The following is a 17,155-nucleotide window of genomic DNA, read 5'->3' on the forward strand; positions in this document are numbered from 1 at the left end:
GGAACCGCCTGACGAGTTTAGGGAGGGGATGGGACGCGATGATCGTTCCGGTACAGGCACACGGACAAGCAATCGCTCTCGGTGTAACACCGTCCTTACGCGAGTACCTCAGCGAGGTCAACCTTGTTGCGTAGCTTGGCGATCGGCCCGCCCCAAGTGCTGGTCCGGAAGGCCCACTGCCCTGCGACCACGCTGGGAGACACGCCAAGCGTGTCGGCGAGCGAGCGGATCGCCTCTGCTGTCGTTGTCGCGGAGAGGATGGCCTGGTAGTCCGGTGGAATTAGGTGGTTTTCAGCAAACGCGTTTGCGGCGGTCTCTTGCGAGTCCGCATCGTCGTTTGCCTTGAAGCCGTCATCTATAAAAGTGCTTCTCTTGGGGTGAAGAAGCACGTGAGCGATTTCATGCAGAATCGTAAACCACAGTCCGTCGAAAGACTTGTATCGGCTGGTCACCGCGATCATTGGCGTTCCGTGTATCCATCGTGAAACGCCGCTGATCCGCGTGTTTGGGATCTCTGGCACAAACACGAGAACGACGCCCGCGTCAAGCAGCAGACTCTGCGTTTCTTTGAATGCCCTCCCTGCGTCATGGACCGTGAGCCTGGGAATCATTGCAGCGGCGGCTCGCAGCCTTTCCGGATCATATGTTCGCGCGTTGGCGATGAGGCCAGCCGCGTGCAGTTCGGACAGCCGCAGCCAAAGCGCTGTTAAGTTCGGATCGATGGCATGGACTTGGCTTCTCTTGTAGGACGCTTGTGGCTCGAGCCAAGTTTTCGTGTACGCGCTCGGCGACGCTACCGAGAAGAAGGCGAGAAGTTTCGCCACGAGCTCGGCGCCTGAGTCTTCCGGATCGATCACGTTGCGGTCGACGAGAACTCGGCGAGGAAAGGCCTTCGCCCAGTCGACGAAACCTTCGAGAGCGTTGCGCTTCTCGTGCCGTGCCTCTTGCGCCTGATGCGCCGCTTCCAGTCGGAGCCAGGTTTCGGCAGATGTCCCAAGTACCTGTTCGAGGGTAACCGCGACATCGGGTGAAAGCGGGGCTGTTCCTTTGATGACGAGATTGATGTGCTTCGGGCTCAACCCGGTGCGCGCGGCTAGTTGCGCTTGGCTGATAGAGCGTGCGTCGAGCTCCCGTTGCAGCAAGCGACCAGGGCGAGGCGGGAAATCGAAGTGGGCGTCGGTGGCGGTGTACGTCGTCATGAGGTCCCGATCAGCTCCTGAGCCGGAGGATCGACTGGCCCTGAACGAGGAGATCTTGGATAAGGAGCGCTTGGGACAGGGCGTGATCGGGCAACGACGCCCGGTTCGCAAGGGCGTGCGGCGCACCATCGGGGCTGAGTGGCCGTGCGTGCATGTCAACCTCCTCGATCGAAAGGGTCAGATTTCCGGCGTCGACGTCGATTCGGACGCTTTGGAACGTAGCGAGGTGCTCGAGCCGGGGGGCCTGGGAGACGACGTGCAGAAGGTCCTCTGCGGCGTCGGCGTGCGCGCCGAGGGTAGCGCTTAGGCGCGCTCCGGTGAGACACCAGCCCTCGAGCCGAGGGTCTGACCACGCTAGTTGCAAGGCTTTACCTCTTTGGTAAACGGTACTTGTGGTACGGTGGGCTTTACCCGACAGGTACATGCTACCTGTATCCCATCTGGGAGCGGGAGCGACACGCTACAAGGAAGGAGGGCCAGATGGCCCCCTCAACCCCGACGGCCCTGCAGGTCGTCATCGATGACAAGACGTTCACCGTGCACGACGAGGACCAGGAAGCTTCCGCGCTTCTGCGACTCGCTGGTCGAGACCCGAAGGCCTTCGACCTCTTCCTCGTGAAGAACAACGGTGTCGAGGCCAGGATCGGTGACGGTCAGATCGTCAACCTCAAGGACGGCGCGCGGTTCGCCTCTCGCAAGAAGGTTCGATTCACCATCGACGGCGAATCCCATAGCTCATACGACGATGACCAGAGCGCAGCCGCCCTGCTTCGTCTGGCGGGCGTGGACCCTGCCGGCTACGACCTCGCCCGCATCCTGCCGTCTGGCGATACCGAACTGTTCCGCGACGAGCAGGTCGTCAGGATCAAGACCGGTGACGAGTTCGTCACCGCCAAGCACGTTGGCGGTGTCGCTTGAGCGGCACTGTCGTCCTGACCGGGGCGGCCCAGCAGTTCGTCGACGACATGACTGCTGTGGGTGCCCCGGCGCGGGCCGACGGCCCTCGGATTCTCTACGACGTGATGGCTGTGCACGGCGCACTTGCGGGGCAGATCGTGACCACCGGGGTGAGCGTGTCCGAGGTGCAGAGCTGGCCTGCCGTCCCGCCGCACTGGATCCACCTACCTGAGTCGGTCACGTTCACCCAGACGAACATGGATGGCACCGACTGCCCGCCCGGATGGAAGCGACACTCCCGCGAGTTCAACTACACCGACACGTCCGTGCCGCTGGCTCTCGCTTGGCTGAGGCACGTGCGCGGCTTCATATCCACGGCCATTCCGAAGGCTGCCTGATATGCGGTACTCCGTGGCCATGACGGGCGAGGTCGAAGCGACCATGCGGGATCACCTCCTCCGCGACGACGGACAGGAAGACGTGCTCATCGCGACCTACGTCCGTTCCACCGGCATTGAGCGCACGACGGCCCTCATCAAGTCGGTGATCTTCCCTCGTGAGGGCGAGCGCCACGTGCACGGCAACGCCTCCTTCACCAGCGGATACGTTCTGCGCGCATCGACGCAGGCACGTGCGCTTGGCCACGGAGTTGTGCTTCTCCACTCCCACCCACGCGGTAGCGGCTGGCAACAGCTCAGCGACATGGACCAGGAAACCGAGTCGGAGTACGAGCGCGTCGCACGCGGGATCGCGAAGATGCCACTCCTCGGCATGACGCTCGGCGGACGCGACATCTCCTGGTCGGCCCGCTTTTGGTTCGACCGAAGCGGGCCCACATGGGCGGAGTCAGTGCGGTCGGTCTCGCCGAAGCTCGCTGTCACCTGGAACGACGAGCTTCGTCGCATCCCCCGGGTGACGCGTTCACAGCAGCGCACGGTCTCATCGTGGGGCGAACGCACGCAGGCTTCGATCTCACGCCTGCGTGTCCTGGTCGTCGGCAGCGGCAGCGTCGGTCTCGACGTCGCGCAGCGCCTCGCCGCAACGGGCCTAGCGACGGTGGGCGTGATGGATTACGACGCGGTCGAGACGGTGAACCTGGATCGTATGATCGGCGCGACCCGTCTCGATGCCGCACTAGGACGGTCCAAGGTCGACGTTGCGGCGCGTCTGATGAAGTCGTCCGCGACTGCGGAGTCGTTCCAGGTTCGGCGCCACGAGCTCAGCATTACTGACCCCGTCGGCCTAAGTGCTGCACTCGACTACGACGTCATCTTCTCTTGCGTTGACGGACCCTGGCCGCGCGCGGCGCTCAACGCGATCGCCTATGCCGACCTCATCCCCGTCATTGATGGTGGGATCGCACTCGACACTCTCCCGGACGGGAGGATGCGCAACGGGATCTGGCGCGCGCACACCCTGGTGCCCGGCGGACCGTGCATGGTCTGCCTCGGACAGCTCGTCATGGGCGACATTTCCTTGGATAAGGAAGGGCTACTCAACGACCCGGAGTACATCGCTGGAGCTCATCGAGATGCGCCTTCCCGGCAGAACGTCGCCGCGCTCTCCGCGAGTGTCAGCGCCGCCTTGCTGGCACAGTTCGTCAGCCTGACCGCCCACCCGGGCGGCCGTGGCATCCCGGCACCACTGCGCTACATCCTGTCCACTCACTCTCTCGAGCACTCCCGGGCGAATACCGGCCTGCACTGTCCCTACGAGAACGCGACGGCCTCCGGCGACGCCCGTACTCCGATCGCCGAGCATCGTGAAGACTGGCGCACGGTCGTCCACGAGCGTGCGACCAAGAGGAACCCGCTCCGCCTGCGCGCCCTTGCGGCGGCCGAGGATCTCCTGCAGCACGCAATTTCCAGAATCAGATAGCGCTGTGGGGCTGAGGGGTTTGGGCAGCAAACTGTCCGAGCGATCGACGATCTGGCGGCGGACCACGGAAAGCACACCCTGTTAGGTCGTCGTCACACGCACCATCGCGCATACGAAGCCGCAGGCCAGGGCATGCAGCGGCCGGGCAGGAGTACGTCATCGCATCGACGATGCTCGGTCCGACGCGTCCGGTGTCACCTATCCACACGGCCGTCCCGCCTAGCGCACGGCTTGAGTGGCGCACACGATGAACGTGTGGCTGTCTACATATACCGATAGAGAGCGAAGTCACGACCGACCTCCGAAAGAACGGACGACAAGTTGGCTATCAACGGCGCGGCTGTCTTGCCTTTGTGGCCTCACCAGGACCGGGCGGTCGACACGTTCGAGCGCTACCTGGATGACACCGCCGCCGCTGCGGCCGGCTCGGCACTCGTCTCCATGCCAACGGGGACAGGAAAGACCGCCGTCATCGCCAGCCTCGTCACCACGGCCGGCGACCTAAGCCGCGACGTCATCGTCCTCACGCCCTGGAAGGGCTTGTCCAGCCAGTTGGCTGAAGACCTGTCGGCGCGCCAGTGGGCCAACCTAGGTGTCGACAAGCCAGCTGGTCTGGCGGTCCACCGCATCCCTTCAGCGAACAAGTGGTTCGACCTCCTCCAACAGAAGCCGCCGCACCGTCGCGTCTGGGTAGGTACCATTGCAAAGGTCCTGACGGCATGGAACCTCAAAGGTCGCAATGCTACGGACATGCAGGCGGCGTTCCGCAACGTCGGATTCGCTGTCGTAGACGAATGCCACTATCAACCGTCTGAGTTCTGGTCGCAGGCGATCCGGGCCATGAAGCTGAAGACCTGCCTACTTACCGCGACGGCGTTCCGCAACGACAACCGCTACTTCGAAATCGTGCCCAGTTACAACTACCGGTACGGCCACCGCGAGGCAGAGGCAGAACGCATCCTCCGCCGCCCCACGTTCGAGTCCCTGGGGCCAAGCTCCGATCACGCCGCCTTCGCCACCGCACTTCTCGCTGGCCTGGCGAAACACGGCGTCGGCCCGGAGGAGAAAGTCCTCATCCGCTGCGGGGACCACGAAGCCGTGCGAAACATTGTCGCGACCCTGAACGCGCGTGGCGAGACCGCCATCGGCTTCCATGACCGCTTCGACAAATCCGGGGACGCCAGCCTCCGGGTCTCGGTCCCTGCACCCCGCGATCGGCCACCCAGCCGGTTCTGGGTCCACCAGTACAAGCTCAGCGAAGGCTTCGACGATCCCAACCTCCGCGTGCTTGCCTTCCACAACGCCTTCCGCAACGACCGTTCCACCATCCAACAGATCGGGCGGATTCTGCGTAACCCCTCGCGCACGCCACCCGCACCCGCGCTCGTCTTCGCATCCAACGTCGACGATGTCTGCGGTACGTGGCAGCGCTACCTGGACTACGACCTGCACACACCTTCCGCAGCTGTTGCCACGTTCCCCTCGCTCGCGAGCGAGCTGCTCGAGGGACAACCACGCCACGTCTACTGGAGCGGTCAGTTCCGCCGCAATCTCGACCTGGGTTCATCGGATCTGTGGCGAGAGTTTGCGTACTCGACCAACGTCCGTGTGTGGCGGGACGAGCAGAAAGTCGAAAGCAACGCGCGCAAGCGCCTGACTCAGGAAAGCTTCGAGCTCCTCGTCGACTCCATCGCCCTTGAGTGGCGGCACGCGAGCCGGCTCGTCTACGACCCCGTCGCTCCCAACGATCTCCCCAACGCACGAGTCATCCCCTGGATCGCCCTGGCCAACTCCCCCGTACTGAAGAACGCCTCTCATATCGAGACACGCCTCGGCTACACAGCGCTGGTGTGGCACGACGGATTCGTCTTCCTCACCGACAGTGAGGGCGCCGCACCTCGTGCCCTCGTCGAAGCGTTCAGTCGGCCGGGGATAGCCAGTCTTCACCAGGCGCTACCCGCAGGTGCAACCGTCACCAGTGTGTCGCTAGTCAACTCCGACCTAGGACGAGACTCGATTCGGTCACGCAGCTTGCGGGCTCGCGACCTGGACAATGTGGCTTCCGAGATCGGCGAGTCGACGTACGCCTGGTCGAACGCTCAAGCCGTGGTGTCAGACGCCGGAGAGACGAGCGACGACGGCTCCGGGGGCGTCGCTCGCTATGTCGGCACCAAGAACAGTCGCATCCACGACCGTCACGCCTACTCCGGCTCCTTCGGGGACTACTACGCTTGGGTATGTGCCCGGGCAGCCGAGCTGAATGGCACTGCTGCCACGGCTCCCTCACTGGGCCGCTACGCGGCCGAAGCGACACCGCCCACCGACGCCAAGCCCCTGCATGTCCTCCTTGACCTTGACGCGGACTGGTTCGCCGACGACCCGACCGCCTTCGACTCGGGTGTGGTGGAAGAATCTGGTGGCGAAGTCGACGAAAGCGGACGCTTCGTGATCAAGGTAGCTGGCGCCACGATCGAGGCTTCAGTCGCCTGGGACAGCAGCCGGCGCCGGTACCGCATCTTGTCGCCCGAGCTTGATGCGAGCGCGCACAACGTTCCCGGAGGAAGTCGCCGCAGTTTGGTCGATTCCATCAACGTCAACCAGTCGTTCCGGGTGGCGACGCGTTCGGGTGCCGTCTACTCGCATGGATACTTCTGGGATCTCGCCAAGCGGCGTACCGGTGATGATGGGATCCTCGGGCTCCTCACCGCCGAGCAGGAACTGGCCAACGCCTACGAGGAGAAGGGAACCCCTGATTCGGGTGACGGTTGGCCGGTCGACTCTGTGTTCGGAATAATTGAGACCAAGCTCGTGCCGGACCAGTTTACAGCCGGTCCCCCTTTCCTCATCTGCACCGACCTGTACGCCGAAATTGCTGACTTCATCGCCTACGATGATTCCACAGTCGCCTTTATCCATGCTAAAGCCACCAAGAAAAAACAGGCGACCGGTGCTGTTGTCGGTAGCGAACTATCGGCTGCCGCATTCCATGAGGTCGCGAGCCAAGCAACTAAGAATCTGCGCTACCTGACACTCGGCAACACGGACTGTCCAAAGACCGAGTACTGGTCCAATCCATGGAAGGTCAAGGGCAGCCGTGGGGTCAGGCGGGTCCGCATTCCAGCGAAAGAACCCGGGTTAGCTAACCGCGCCCTTTGGGAGGAAATCAATCGGCGCATCCAGACCCACGCCTATCACCGCGAGGTGTGGGTCGTCGCGGGTGCATCATTGTCGAAGGCCAAGCTCAAAGAAGCGCTGGCCGACGAGCACCCAGAGCCACACACGGCGCAGGCCTACGTCCTACTCACCGGTCTGTGGAGTGCGGCCCAACAGTGCGGCATCCGCTTGCGCGTCTTCTGCTCGCCCTAAGATGAGAGGCGCCGGCTCGCCGACACAGGACGCGGCGACCGGCAGGCCAGGAGCGACGTCGTGGCTGTTCGTGCTCAACCACACGGAGGAGTCCGCGACCGTCGGCACGGAGCCGGCGCCGGTGACCGTGGCCGAGCTGTTCAGCTGCGAGGCCGTCACCGGCAGTCCGGGTCTGTTGCGGGCCCAGGGCCACCCGGGTGGTCGCCGACCGGCGACCACAAACGGTCGATGTGTTCGGCGCGTCGTCTCGCGAGGGTTGGCTTGCTGGCGTCGCATTCAGCGTAGGACGTGCTCGAGGAGCATGGCTTTGCCGACACGCGACCTGGCTGCACAACGCAGGGTTCACCCGCAGGGTTGCTGGCGACACCACGGTCCAGCCAACACAATCGACCAGTCGAGATAGTGGCGGAGGGCGACGTACATGGTGATCGAGCAGTTGGAATTCGGACAGGCTCTTGCGGGCCTACTTGTCGATGAAAGCGAGGAAACACCGTACGTCGGTGCAACCCTCACACTTGACGACGTTCGCGGCGTCCTTGTCGAGATCCCATTTTTCGCAGGCGACGAGACCGGCCAGTTCATGCACGTACAGGATTGGTTCGATTCCCGAACCCCACCTTCGAATCTCCTCTTCCAATCCGTTAAGGGTCCCATCTCGCTGTTCGACCTGCGCTGGAACGGGCATTCTTCGCCAAGTGGTCTCGCTGCAGGACGCGGGACATTCAGAGCGGGCGAGACCGTGCTCGGCCACCGCCTCGGCCCGCTCGCGGACCAACTCGAAATCCAGCAAGTCAGAAGTTGGCTTGACCAACTGAACGATTGGGCTGGATTGACGTCGATGACAACGAACTTCGCCAGCGACCCAGACAACCACACCAGCCGGGCGCACAGCTTTACCGTGAACCTCACGACTGATGAGCCGGTTACCTGGGAGCAGGGCGCAGCCACCTTGACCTTGAAGTCGACCTGGCGCTCCACGCGAGAAGACGACAGGCGTGGCCGCAGGCTCCTCGTAGTTGACGACGTGGTGCTTGACAGTTCGTTCCCCGAGCCGCGTCGGTTTGAAGACCACCTGGTTGAGCAGCGCAAGCTAACCAACCTTCTTGTGCTGCTCTACGGTGTGCGGATTGCATTGCGACGTCACCGACTCCGCGACGACCGTTTCGTCGACAATGCGGGCAGCGCGCAGTTCGTCGACCTACTTAGCGCGAGCACCATCCGCGAGCGTGCGCGTCCAATGCCCGAGGTGAAGGACAGGCCCATCGCCCATCTAGAACAGGTCGGACCTGACGGCCTGACAACATGGGCCGAGAACTACGAATCCTGGAAGCGGTTCATCCTCCCGGCCGTCAACACATTCGGGCGCCCAGATATGCTCGCCGAGGAAGTAGTAATGTCGACCTTCACAAGCATCGAGGCCGCAAGCCACAAGATCGGAAAACGCAGGGGCGAAGATTCCACGTACCGGCGCGGCCGTGTCACGACGGCGACCCACGCCTATCGGTGTCTCCACTTGCTTGGCATTAGCTGGCCAGTGCAGATCGCGAGCATCGAGGGCATGGCACAAGCGATCGCCAATAACTACAACACGATCAAGCATGCCGATCGAGGCGAGTTCCCCGATCCGCGCGAATCGATCCTCGTGAGCCAGATGAACCGGTGGATCATTCGCCTTCTCGCTGTGCACCTGACTGGCAAGGGCGACAGTGTTCTCGGCGACCACCGAAGTGGCACCACGAAGCTGTGGAAGCTCGAGCAAACCTTCGACACATACCAATTGCGCATCACGTCAGATGGCGTGTGGATGACCGGCGGTTCCACCGAGGCGGAGACCCTGCCCCGAGACCGAGGAGGGGCGTAAGGTGCACCAAACCGGAGGTCAGAGCACGCTGCGACCGTGGGCACCACGCTCTCGACAACCCGATGGTGATCACCCCATCTCATTTTTGGCACTTCTAGTGCTCCGCAGCCGCTGGATCATGGCTTTATGTGAATGTCACTGAACGGATCACGCCTCCACATCTGAGTTAATATCGATCCCTCAGATGCAGGAATGCGATTCCGCGGATCGGCTGCATCGACCAGCATTCTCGCGAGCCGGAAACACCCAGCCCGGACCTGATTCGGCACGCGGTCACTAGCGTCGACCGAAAGCGCCGCGTCGATCCGCTGACCAACACGTATCTTGTCGGAAGTATCCAAGCGGCCCTGATAGTCGCTCATCTTCACGTTAAAGGCGTGCCAGCGCACCGGGGCAAGTCCGCCCACAGCGTTGCGGAGAACGTCCTCACCGAACATAAACTCCATTGAGGCCGCGCGGCCGTTCACGTTCTCAGTTCCATGTCCCGACGGACCCAGCGTCGGATACTCGGCTACGTACGGCACTTCTGGGAGACACACAGCCACGACCTGCGGCGGGAGGCCGACATTCGACAGTTGCGCTGCAGCCTCGCGCCCCGCCGTGTCGTTGTCGAGCACGGCGATGATGCGGTTCATGATTCCCGCTGCAGCCATGCCCTTGGTGAGAGAAACGACGCGGTCGGTTCCGCCAGGAGGGCGCAAATCAAAGTCGAGAAACCTGAAGAGATGAGCCACCTCGGGCGCGGCAACCTCCAGCGACCGGCGCAAACGATGGGCATCACTTGAACCTTCGGTAACAACGATGACAGCTCCGTCGGCGGCAACAGAGGCGGACATCCGTGTGCGCGCCTCCCGATGAAGAGTCTCATCGGTCGCAAGCCAGCCGCCGAGCACGAGATCGGTGAGGTCGAGCCTGACCTCGGTAGCCGCGCGTGTCCGGCACAGCGAGAGCGCAAGCGCGAACCTCGGATCATCGAAAGCCTCTCGTAGCAGCTCCCATTGCTCGTATAGGAAGTAAGCCTCGGGCTGCTCTCGGAGATCAGGGTAGAAGCCCGCGCCAGCCGCGCGGCCAGAGCGGGTGGACAGCGCGGCCGTTATTGCAGCGCCGTCGGGATACGCTGCCGTGCCCCCCTGGCCTAGCGTGCGCAGGTCTCGCTGCTCGTCATCGTCGAAGAACGCCGTGCTCAGCCTGCGGACCCAATCGGACGAGAACCCTTGAAGCGCGAGACGCTTGCGCAGGGTTGGAGCCGTAGCCGAGTAGCCCATGAGGTCGCGGTACCACGATGCGGGCAACTCGTCAGGCTCTGGAGCGTCCGCGGTCCGGTTCTCGTATCCAGCCCAAGCCGCGAGCTTCGCGGCATCCACGAAGCGGTCCTCGTCGGCGAAAAGCAGCATCAGCTCGTCAGGCACGTAGTTCTTGCCCCATACCGGGATGGCCTGCCCGCCGACCTGAACACTCCACACCGATCCCACCCGCCAGACCCTAGCCGCCGGAGGAGCCGGGACAAATACCGAACACCGTTATTCGCCATGCCAGTACTGACAGTCAACGTGTCCGGATTCCGCTTGGCCTCGCGTACAAGACCCAACTGCACAGCTCCTGCCAGCCCGGGAGTCAGCGATGCCGACGGAGAACGCACGCTGGCGTGGTCCTGGCTGCTGCCCAGCAGGAGCCGCTACACCGCGAGGTGATCGCGGATGACCGTCTCCGCGTAGCACCGGATCGGGATGGCGATGGACGGGAACTCGCCGCTCTCAACGTGGTGAAGATACTTGGACGCGGCCGTGAGCACCGCCACCGCTCCGGAGTAGGTATCGAGCAATCCAGCGAACTCCGCCCGGACCCTGGCGACGATCGCTGGTTGGAGAATCGCGGAGCACAGGAGGTGTGCGGCGTCGTAACCGGCGGGCGCCCACCCCCAGTTCTCCCAGTCGAGGATGACCAGTTCGGGCGCGGTGAGGTTCCCGAAGTGCAGGTCGCCGTGGGACATGGCCATCTCGACGCGCTCGGGTTCGATCTTGACCCCGAAGGAAGCGAGAAAGTGGTTCCGGAAGGAACCTTCGCGGGGGTCCGCGGCCACGCGTTTGGTTGTGGTGATGCGTTGCAGAGGCTCCAGTCCGGTCTGCAGCGCCTGCCACCAGTGGTCACCAAGATCGACCTCACGGTCTAGAACAAGTCCTTTTCCGATTGCATGTTGACCGACGTAGGTGAGCAGGTCGGCGCGGACGACGAGGCCGTCGTCGGTCCAGATCACGGAGCGTACGTGTCGCGGCATAGGGATGTCGTCGAAGGGCTCACCGGTTGCTGCGGCGATGCCGTCCCACATGGTGTCCTTGTCGGTCCAGCGCGGCTGTTCCGTGGTGAGCCGGAGCCAGGCCGGCCCGGACACACGGGCGGCGATGGTGCGGTCGTAGAGCCCGTGCACCCTCTCGCTTTCGATCGCCACTCCGAGGCGGTCAGCGGCGTCGTGCAGGTAGGCGGCGAGCCGTTCGCGGTGCTCGTTGGTCATGTGCCTCTCCGCGCAGGCGTCGTTAGCCTGGTGGGGTGTTGATCGAACGGGTGGGTGTGGATTCTGGACTGGTGGCTGATCGGGGCGTGTGGCCGTGGACGGTCCCGGCGATCGGTCAGCTGTTGGACAAGGGCTTGGAGTTCACCAGCGACATCGTGATCCTGGTCGGGGGCAACGGAGCCGGCAAGTCCACCCTGCTGGAAGCGATCGCCGAGCAGTACGGCATCGACGTGCGCGGCGGGCACAGCGGTCGCGACTACCCGATCAACCAGGAGATGAGCCCGCTGGGCGAGGTCCTGACCCTGGAGCGCACGCTGGCGGGCCGGTTCATGACCAAGAGCAAGGCGACCGGGTTCTTCCTGCGGGCTGAGACGGCGCACGAGATGCTCGGGCGCATGACCGGTTACGGCGTGCCGGGCTATGGGAACGCGTCGTGGCAAGTTAGTCATGGTGAGTCCTACCTCCAGGCCATCGCTGGTCAGTTCAGCGGCCCCGGCCTCTATCTACTGGACGAGGCCGAGGGGCCGCTGTCGTTCGAGTCCACCCTGCAGCTTCTGTACCGGCTTCAGGACTTGGTGACCGAGCACCGTGCTCAGGTCATCTACGCCACCCACTCACCTCTTGTGGCCTCCATCCCCGGTGCCCAGCTCATCGAGCTGACCGATGAGGGAATTGGTGAGCGTGAGTGGGAGGACCTCGCCTCGGTGAACCTGTGGCGCAGGTTCTTGCGTGCACCGGGGTCCTTCTACGAACACTGAGGTCACTTGGTGGGTCCGCACCGCCATGGGTTGCAAGGCTCGCCGGGCTTCTTGTAGTTCGGGGAACAGGTCTTGTCGTGCGGGTTGCACGCCTGCGGGTTGCAGGAGGGGAACATCGGGTTGCACTTCGAGTTCGGCTGGCAGTCCGGGCCACATCCCCAGGCGTGTGGCTCGGCCCGGCGGTCGAACTCCGCCCGCAGCTCCCGAGTCGCGACCGCGTGAGCTTGTCCGTCGAGGATGTCGCTCAGGAGGGCGTCCTGGACGTTCCCAACGGGCATCCACCTCGTGAAGACGCACGGCCACACGGCGCCGTCGGGACCGATCGCTACGACGCCGTCACCGCACCCGCCGCACAGCTCGGCCACCGTGGCGTCTTGGTCGCGGATGCCACGCCCGACCTGTCGGAGATGGTCTACCCCGACATTCGCCACTCCAAGAGCTTCCAGCTCCGCGGTCGCCGCAGCGACGTTCTGGTCGTCGAGCATGCCGATGATTCCCGCACGGAGCGGGACGCCGTGGGAGAGGGCCTTGCTGATGTTCGCGCGGGTGCGGGCGTGTGTGTTCCGGCCCGTGATCAGCTGGTGCTGGGTGGGGTTGCTTGAGTACCAGGAGCACGCCAGCCGCACGCCGGGGCGGGTGAACGTGTCCCACATGCGTGTCGAGACGTGGACGAGGTTGGAGAAGACCTCGACCTCCAGGCCATGGTCCAGGGCGTACTCGACCAGATCTGCGAGGTCGGGGTGCAGGGTTGGCTCGCCGCCGATGAACTGCACCATCCCGACGCCGAGGTCGGCGCACTGGTCGATCACCCCGAGCCAGTCGGTGCGCTGCATCGCACCGTGGGGCCAGTAGGTCCGGACTCCGCGTAGCAGTGGATGCACTCCAGCTGGCACTTGCCGGTGATCTCCAACCAGACGAAGTCCAGGCCGGCCGCGCGGGAGACGGTCGTTGGTTCGGTCGTTGCGGTCATCTGTTCCTCCAGGTGATGTCGGTGGTGCCTGGGGGTGCGGGCCGAGACCAGGGCGATAGTCCCGGCCCGCGTTGGGGTACCCGCCCTGGGGGAGGCGGGCCTACGGCGGACAGCCCGCCCGAGGCGGGACAGGGATGCGCCCAGCCGCAAGATCAACAGGGCTCGGTCAGAGCGCGCTCAACGGAAGTTCGAACCCGGCAGGTCCGTCACCGGTGACGCTGCGCCACTGCGCCCGACGTCGTCCCTCATCCCCACGCGGATAGGGCAGCCCGGCCTCCAACGCGGCGGCCTCGATAGCACGCATGGTGGCCCCGACTCCGGACGGGATCGGCGCATGCCGAACCCAACGACCGCCCTGCAAGGTCCAGGCCTCGCACCGGGCCAGATCCGGCCCGCTGCCGTGCCACACCCGCAGCACGACGGGTCCCGGCGTGGTGCGCTCTGCGGTCGCGATCTGCGCGGCCAACGGTGACAACGCACCGTCGACCGCAGGGACCAGCGAGGCCAACACAGAGAGCACGCCGGCCTCGTCGATGGTGCCGGTCGTCTGATCCGCGGCGCTGCGCACGGTCTCTGGTGCTTGCCCCATCGCGACGGAGCGATCGGCCCAGGCCAGCATGTCGAGATCGTTGATGCCGTCCCCGACCGCGACCGTGCGATCCGCCGGGATACCCAGGTGGGCCCGCACGACGTCGAGCGCGACGGCCTTGTTCACGCCCGGAGCCGTGATGTCGAGCCAGTCGGGACGCTGTGGGGCGACGGTGACTCCCGTCGCGCGCAGATCACTCATGCAGCGGCGGATCTCACGCGCGTGGAGCGCGATCCGGGTTGCAGGCCATGACTTCAGCTCGGCCATCTGAACCGTCTTCTGTTGTCCGTTCAGCTCGTCGGGTTCGAATGCGCTGCTAGTGCGCCACCCCCATCCCACCTCCTCAACCGCGACACGCACGCCCGGTGCGACGTCCAGGGCTCGGCCGATGACGGGAGAGGGGGCAAAGGTGCGCGCCTCGACGACGTTGTAGCCCGACGGCGCACTCCGGTCTAGGCGAACCGTCAGGGCGCCGTTGGAGCACACAGCCCATCCCTGCGTGAGCCCGAGCCTGGTGGCGATCGGCAGCAGCCCTGCCAGCGATCTGCCTGTGGCGAGCACGACCTCATGGCCGGCCGCACGGACCAGCTCCAGCGCCTCGACCGTGCCAGGCGGAACCCGCCGATCGCTGTCGATCAGCGTTCCGTCGATATCGAGTGCAACAAGCACGCGAGCGGACGTGGTGGTCGCGGCGCTCATCGGACCGCTACCTGTCGCAGCGCTGACCGGACCTGGACCTCCAGGCCGTCGCGCTCACCGGTCCACAGCGTGTGCCCGGGAACGAACATGCGATGGTCCAGTGGGGCCTCACATCCCAAGGTTCGCGCGAGTTGCTCGCCCTGGTTGAGGTCGGTGGGCTGCAGACAGATCCGACCCCGAGTGAGCGTCACGATCTCGACGAGATCCGGCCCGACCAATCGAAGGCCCTCGACCGCAGTTCTCATCGCCAACATGAGCGGATCCAAGGCGTTCGACGTGTCGTCCTGTCGGTGAAGTTGAAGGCCCATCGTTGCTCCCCCTACGCACCCGCGCTCGGCTGTGCCGGTCATCGGCCCGAGGGATCACGGGCCGCCCAGGATCTACTGTCGGCGTGCTGGAAGACCCGGGAGTGACACACTCACGTGTCACCCGACGCTCATCTCTCGGCAGGCTCGGCCCCGAGGTTTAGGCTCGCGAACGTCACGCTCCCGGAGCAGGGATCAAACAATGGACGACGACGAAGCGATCGGCCGGCGCATCGCGCACTTCCGCAAGGCACGCGGAATGACGCAGGTTGCCCTGGCGCAACAGGCATCGATCAGCCTGTCGCTGCTCCGCAAGGTGGAGCAGGAGTCCCGAGACGCGACACCTGTCCTTATCGCCGCTGTGGCGAAACCTCTCGCGGTCGACGTGACGACCTTGACCGGGCAGCCCTACGACCTCAACGGACCGCACCGCGATGCGATCCACGAACTGATCCCGCCGGTCCGGCGCGTACTCAACTACTGGGACGTGCCCCCTGACCTGGAGACACCGCCCCGTTCTGCAGCGGAGATCCTTGCGGACGCCCGCGCCGTGGCCCATCTGCGCCAGGTGGACCGCAACGTGCAGGCGCTCGCGCGGGTACCTGCTCTGCTCATGGAGATGACCGCTGCGATCCACGCGACGACAGCAGCCGCAGAGAAAGAGCGGTTGTTCGACGCCGTCGCCACGGTGCTGCACCCGACCATGTCGATTCTGCACGCCACCGGATACGACGACCTGGCCACGATCGTCGCCGACCGGATCGCCTGGACGTCAGCCCAGTGGGGCAGCCCTCTGGCAGTCGGTCTCGCGGCCCATACCCGCACGTCGTCGATGCTCCGCCATGGGACATACGACGTCGGACTGCGGCTGATCGACAGCGCCAGAACCGTGCTCGACTCCGAACCCACACGAGACGTCGCAACTCTGCGGATGATCGGATCCCTGCATCTGCGGTCCGCGGACCTGTCCGCGCGCGCTGGCAGCGCCGCAGGGGCGAGTGCGCACATCTCCGAGGCTCGGGGCATTGCCGACCACCTCCGGGTCGAGACGGACCACCTCTGGCGCAATCTTGCGTTCGGTCCCACAAACACCGGGTTCCACGACGTGGCAACGGCTATCGAGCTCGGTGACGGGCCTCGGGCGCTTACCCTCGCTCGCGATCTCCGTATCCCCGACGGGTTCCCGCCCACTCGGACCGGGCATCACTTCATGGACATCGCCCGGGCCTATCTCTGGCAGGGCCGCCATGACCAGGCGCTGGCGAGCCTTCAGCGGGCTCGGGAACTTGCTCCGCAGCAGACGCGCCACCACCCGACCACCCGTGAAGTGCTGCGCATGCTCGTCCGTGCCCACCGGCATGCGAACAAGCCGTTGGCTCGGTTCAACGCCTGGATCGGCGCGAGCCCCTGACGGCTCGCGGTTCGACGGGCGCTCTACGTGTCCGCGGGCGTGAGCGTGTCCAGGATCTCTTCCCAAGGAAAGTCATCTGCGGCGCCCACACCCGACTCGTGTGGTTCGCTCGGGCCGATCACGACGTTCACGCCCCACTCCTTGAGAGTCGCCAGGCTGCCCTGATAGGTCGGGTGGTCAGCGAACTTCACGTTGATATACGGCCCGGCGGTGATCGGGATGTTGCGGCCGATCTGTTCGGCCAACCGGGTCAGCACGTAGGTGTCAGCGATGCCGAGCGCCCACTTCGTGAGCGTGTTGTACGTCGCCGGTGCCACGATCACGGCGTCCGCGTCAGGTAGCGAGTACCCGACCGTGGTGTGGAAGTCCGTCCGCACCGGACGCCCCAAGATCTCCTCGATCTGCCGCATCGTCTCGGGGAAGCTGCTCAGCGCTTGATCGGTCGCAAGAACGTGGATGTCCCAGCCTCGCTCGGCAGCCATGGGCAACAGCCGCGACGGAACTTGTCGGGTCGCGCCGGCACCGGTCACCACGACGTACAGCACACCCAAGCTCATAGTTCCGAGGCTACTGTGTTCCGCCTTGTAGCTGGGCTCTCGGCGCTCGTCATGGGAGCCGAGGATGAAGGCGGCAGGCGACGAGTTGGTGTGCGCACTCTGACCTGCATCGATACGGTCGCACACTCTGGTGTGCGGCCAACTTGGTGTGCGCAG

General features: G+C 64.6%; 14 protein-coding genes. 8 read left to right on the forward strand and 6 right to left on the reverse strand.

What is annotated here, in order from left to right; all coding sequences use genetic code 11:
* Positions 1 to 95 precede the first annotated feature (95 nt).
* Positions 96 to 1,199 (reverse strand): HigA family addiction module antitoxin, encoded by a 1,104-nt coding sequence (locus ACH45N_RS08975; protein WP_397393048.1) that lies wholly within the window; start codon positions 1,197 to 1,199, stop codon positions 96 to 98.
* On the opposite strand from ACH45N_RS08975, the gene ACH45N_RS08980 reads away from it, so the two are divergent.
* From ACH45N_RS08980 to ACH45N_RS09005, 6 genes are all read left to right on the forward strand, one after another.
* Entirely contained in the window at positions 1,180 to 1,506 is a 327-nt protein-coding gene (locus tag ACH45N_RS08980; protein ID WP_397393049.1) for a hypothetical protein, read from the forward strand. The genes ACH45N_RS08975 and ACH45N_RS08980 overlap by 20 nt on opposite strands.
* A 173-nt stretch (positions 1,507 to 1,679) precedes the next feature.
* On the forward strand, positions 1,680 to 2,117 hold the full coding sequence (locus tag ACH45N_RS08985; RefSeq protein ID WP_397393050.1) for a multiubiquitin domain-containing protein: 438 nt from the start codon (positions 1,680 to 1,682) through the stop codon (positions 2,115 to 2,117).
* Positions 2,114 to 2,494: a hypothetical protein gene (locus ACH45N_RS08990; RefSeq protein ID WP_397393051.1), complete on the forward strand. Its 381-nt coding sequence runs from the start codon at positions 2,114 to 2,116 to the stop codon at positions 2,492 to 2,494. The genes ACH45N_RS08985 and ACH45N_RS08990 overlap by 4 nt, the downstream gene beginning before the upstream one ends.
* Before the next feature lie 19 nt (positions 2,495 to 2,513).
* Positions 2,514 to 3,974, forward strand: coding sequence for a ThiF family adenylyltransferase (locus ACH45N_RS08995; protein WP_397393052.1), 1,461 nt, complete (start codon positions 2,514 to 2,516; stop codon positions 3,972 to 3,974).
* Between the two features lie 321 nt (positions 3,975 to 4,295).
* The gene (locus tag ACH45N_RS09000) at positions 4,296 to 7,340 is read left to right on the forward strand and encodes a DEAD/DEAH box helicase (RefSeq protein ID WP_397393054.1); all 3,045 of its coding nucleotides are present in this window, start codon (positions 4,296 to 4,298) and stop codon (positions 7,338 to 7,340) included.
* Positions 7,341 to 7,761: 421 nt separating this feature from the next.
* On the forward strand, positions 7,762 to 9,201 hold the full coding sequence (locus tag ACH45N_RS09005) for a hypothetical protein (RefSeq protein ID WP_397393056.1): 1,440 nt from the start codon (positions 7,762 to 7,764) through the stop codon (positions 9,199 to 9,201).
* Positions 9,202 to 9,317: 116 nt separating this feature from the next.
* Here ACH45N_RS09005 and ACH45N_RS09010 read toward each other — a convergent pair whose 3' ends face one another.
* Together ACH45N_RS09010 and ACH45N_RS09015 are read right to left on the reverse strand one after the other, a co-directional pair.
* Positions 9,318 to 10,673 (reverse strand): hypothetical protein, encoded by a 1,356-nt coding sequence (locus ACH45N_RS09010; RefSeq protein ID WP_397393058.1) that lies wholly within the window; start codon positions 10,671 to 10,673, stop codon positions 9,318 to 9,320.
* Between the two features lie 203 nt (positions 10,674 to 10,876).
* The gene (locus ACH45N_RS09015; RefSeq protein ID WP_397393060.1) at positions 10,877 to 11,710 is read right to left on the reverse strand and encodes a phosphotransferase; all 834 of its coding nucleotides are present in this window, start codon (positions 11,708 to 11,710) and stop codon (positions 10,877 to 10,879) included.
* A 35-nt stretch (positions 11,711 to 11,745) separates the two neighbouring features.
* Here ACH45N_RS09015 and ACH45N_RS09020 point away from each other — a divergent pair, with 35 nt between their 5' ends.
* Positions 11,746 to 12,468, forward strand: coding sequence for an ATP-binding cassette domain-containing protein (locus ACH45N_RS09020; protein ID WP_397393062.1), 723 nt, complete (start codon positions 11,746 to 11,748; stop codon positions 12,466 to 12,468).
* A gap of 2 nt (positions 12,469 to 12,470) precedes the next feature.
* On the opposite strand, the gene ACH45N_RS09025 is transcribed toward ACH45N_RS09020, so the two are convergent.
* Positions 12,471 to 13,301 carry a radical SAM protein gene (locus tag ACH45N_RS09025; RefSeq protein WP_397393064.1) on the reverse strand — a complete coding sequence of 277 codons (831 nt, stop codon included), beginning with the start codon at positions 13,299 to 13,301 and terminating at the stop codon, positions 12,471 to 12,473.
* Positions 13,302 to 13,604: 303 nt separating this feature from the next.
* The gene (locus ACH45N_RS09030) at positions 13,605 to 14,726 is read right to left on the reverse strand and encodes an HAD family hydrolase (RefSeq protein WP_397393065.1); all 1,122 of its coding nucleotides are present in this window, start codon (positions 14,724 to 14,726) and stop codon (positions 13,605 to 13,607) included.
* Between the two features lie 507 nt (positions 14,727 to 15,233).
* On the opposite strand from ACH45N_RS09030, the gene ACH45N_RS09035 reads away from it, so the two are divergent.
* A complete protein-coding gene (locus ACH45N_RS09035) occupies positions 15,234 to 16,442 on the forward strand; it encodes a tetratricopeptide repeat protein (RefSeq protein WP_397393066.1) in 1,209 nt (402 codons plus the stop codon).
* Positions 16,443 to 16,465: 23 nt separating this feature from the next.
* Here ACH45N_RS09035 and ACH45N_RS09040 read toward each other — a convergent pair whose 3' ends face one another.
* On the reverse strand, positions 16,466 to 16,999 hold the full coding sequence (locus ACH45N_RS09040; RefSeq protein WP_397393067.1) for a flavoprotein: 534 nt from the start codon (positions 16,997 to 16,999) through the stop codon (positions 16,466 to 16,468).
* Positions 17,000 to 17,155 lie beyond the last annotated feature (156 nt).

This window comes from Promicromonospora sp. NPDC019610, from assembly GCF_044389365.1.
GTDB lineage: Bacteria > Actinomycetota > Actinomycetes > Actinomycetales > Cellulomonadaceae > Promicromonospora.

Bases quoted from the DNA above. Each gene is read 5' to 3' on its own strand.
- ACH45N_RS09030 (WP_397393065.1), bottom strand. From the start codon at position 14,726: ATGAGCGCCGCGACCACCACGTCCGCTCGCGTGCTTGTTGCACTCGAT.
- ACH45N_RS08985 (WP_397393050.1), top strand. From the start codon at position 1,680: ATGGCCCCCTCAACCCCGACGGCCCTGCAGGTCGTCATCGATGACAAG.
- ACH45N_RS09025 (WP_397393064.1), bottom strand. From the start codon at position 13,301: ATGCAGCGCACCGACTGGCTCGGGGTGATCGACCAGTGCGCCGACCTC.
- ACH45N_RS09015 (WP_397393060.1), bottom strand. From the start codon at position 11,710: ATGACCAACGAGCACCGCGAACGGCTCGCCGCCTACCTGCACGACGCC.
- ACH45N_RS09005 (WP_397393056.1), top strand. From the start codon at position 7,762: ATGGTGATCGAGCAGTTGGAATTCGGACAGGCTCTTGCGGGCCTACTT.
- ACH45N_RS09035 (WP_397393066.1), top strand. From the start codon at position 15,234: ATGGACGACGACGAAGCGATCGGCCGGCGCATCGCGCACTTCCGCAAG.
- ACH45N_RS08995 (WP_397393052.1), top strand. From the start codon at position 2,514: ATGACGGGCGAGGTCGAAGCGACCATGCGGGATCACCTCCTCCGCGAC.
- ACH45N_RS09040 (WP_397393067.1), bottom strand. From the start codon at position 16,999: ATGAGCTTGGGTGTGCTGTACGTCGTGGTGACCGGTGCCGGCGCGACC.
- ACH45N_RS08975 (WP_397393048.1), bottom strand. From the start codon at position 1,199: ATGACGACGTACACCGCCACCGACGCCCACTTCGATTTCCCGCCTCGC.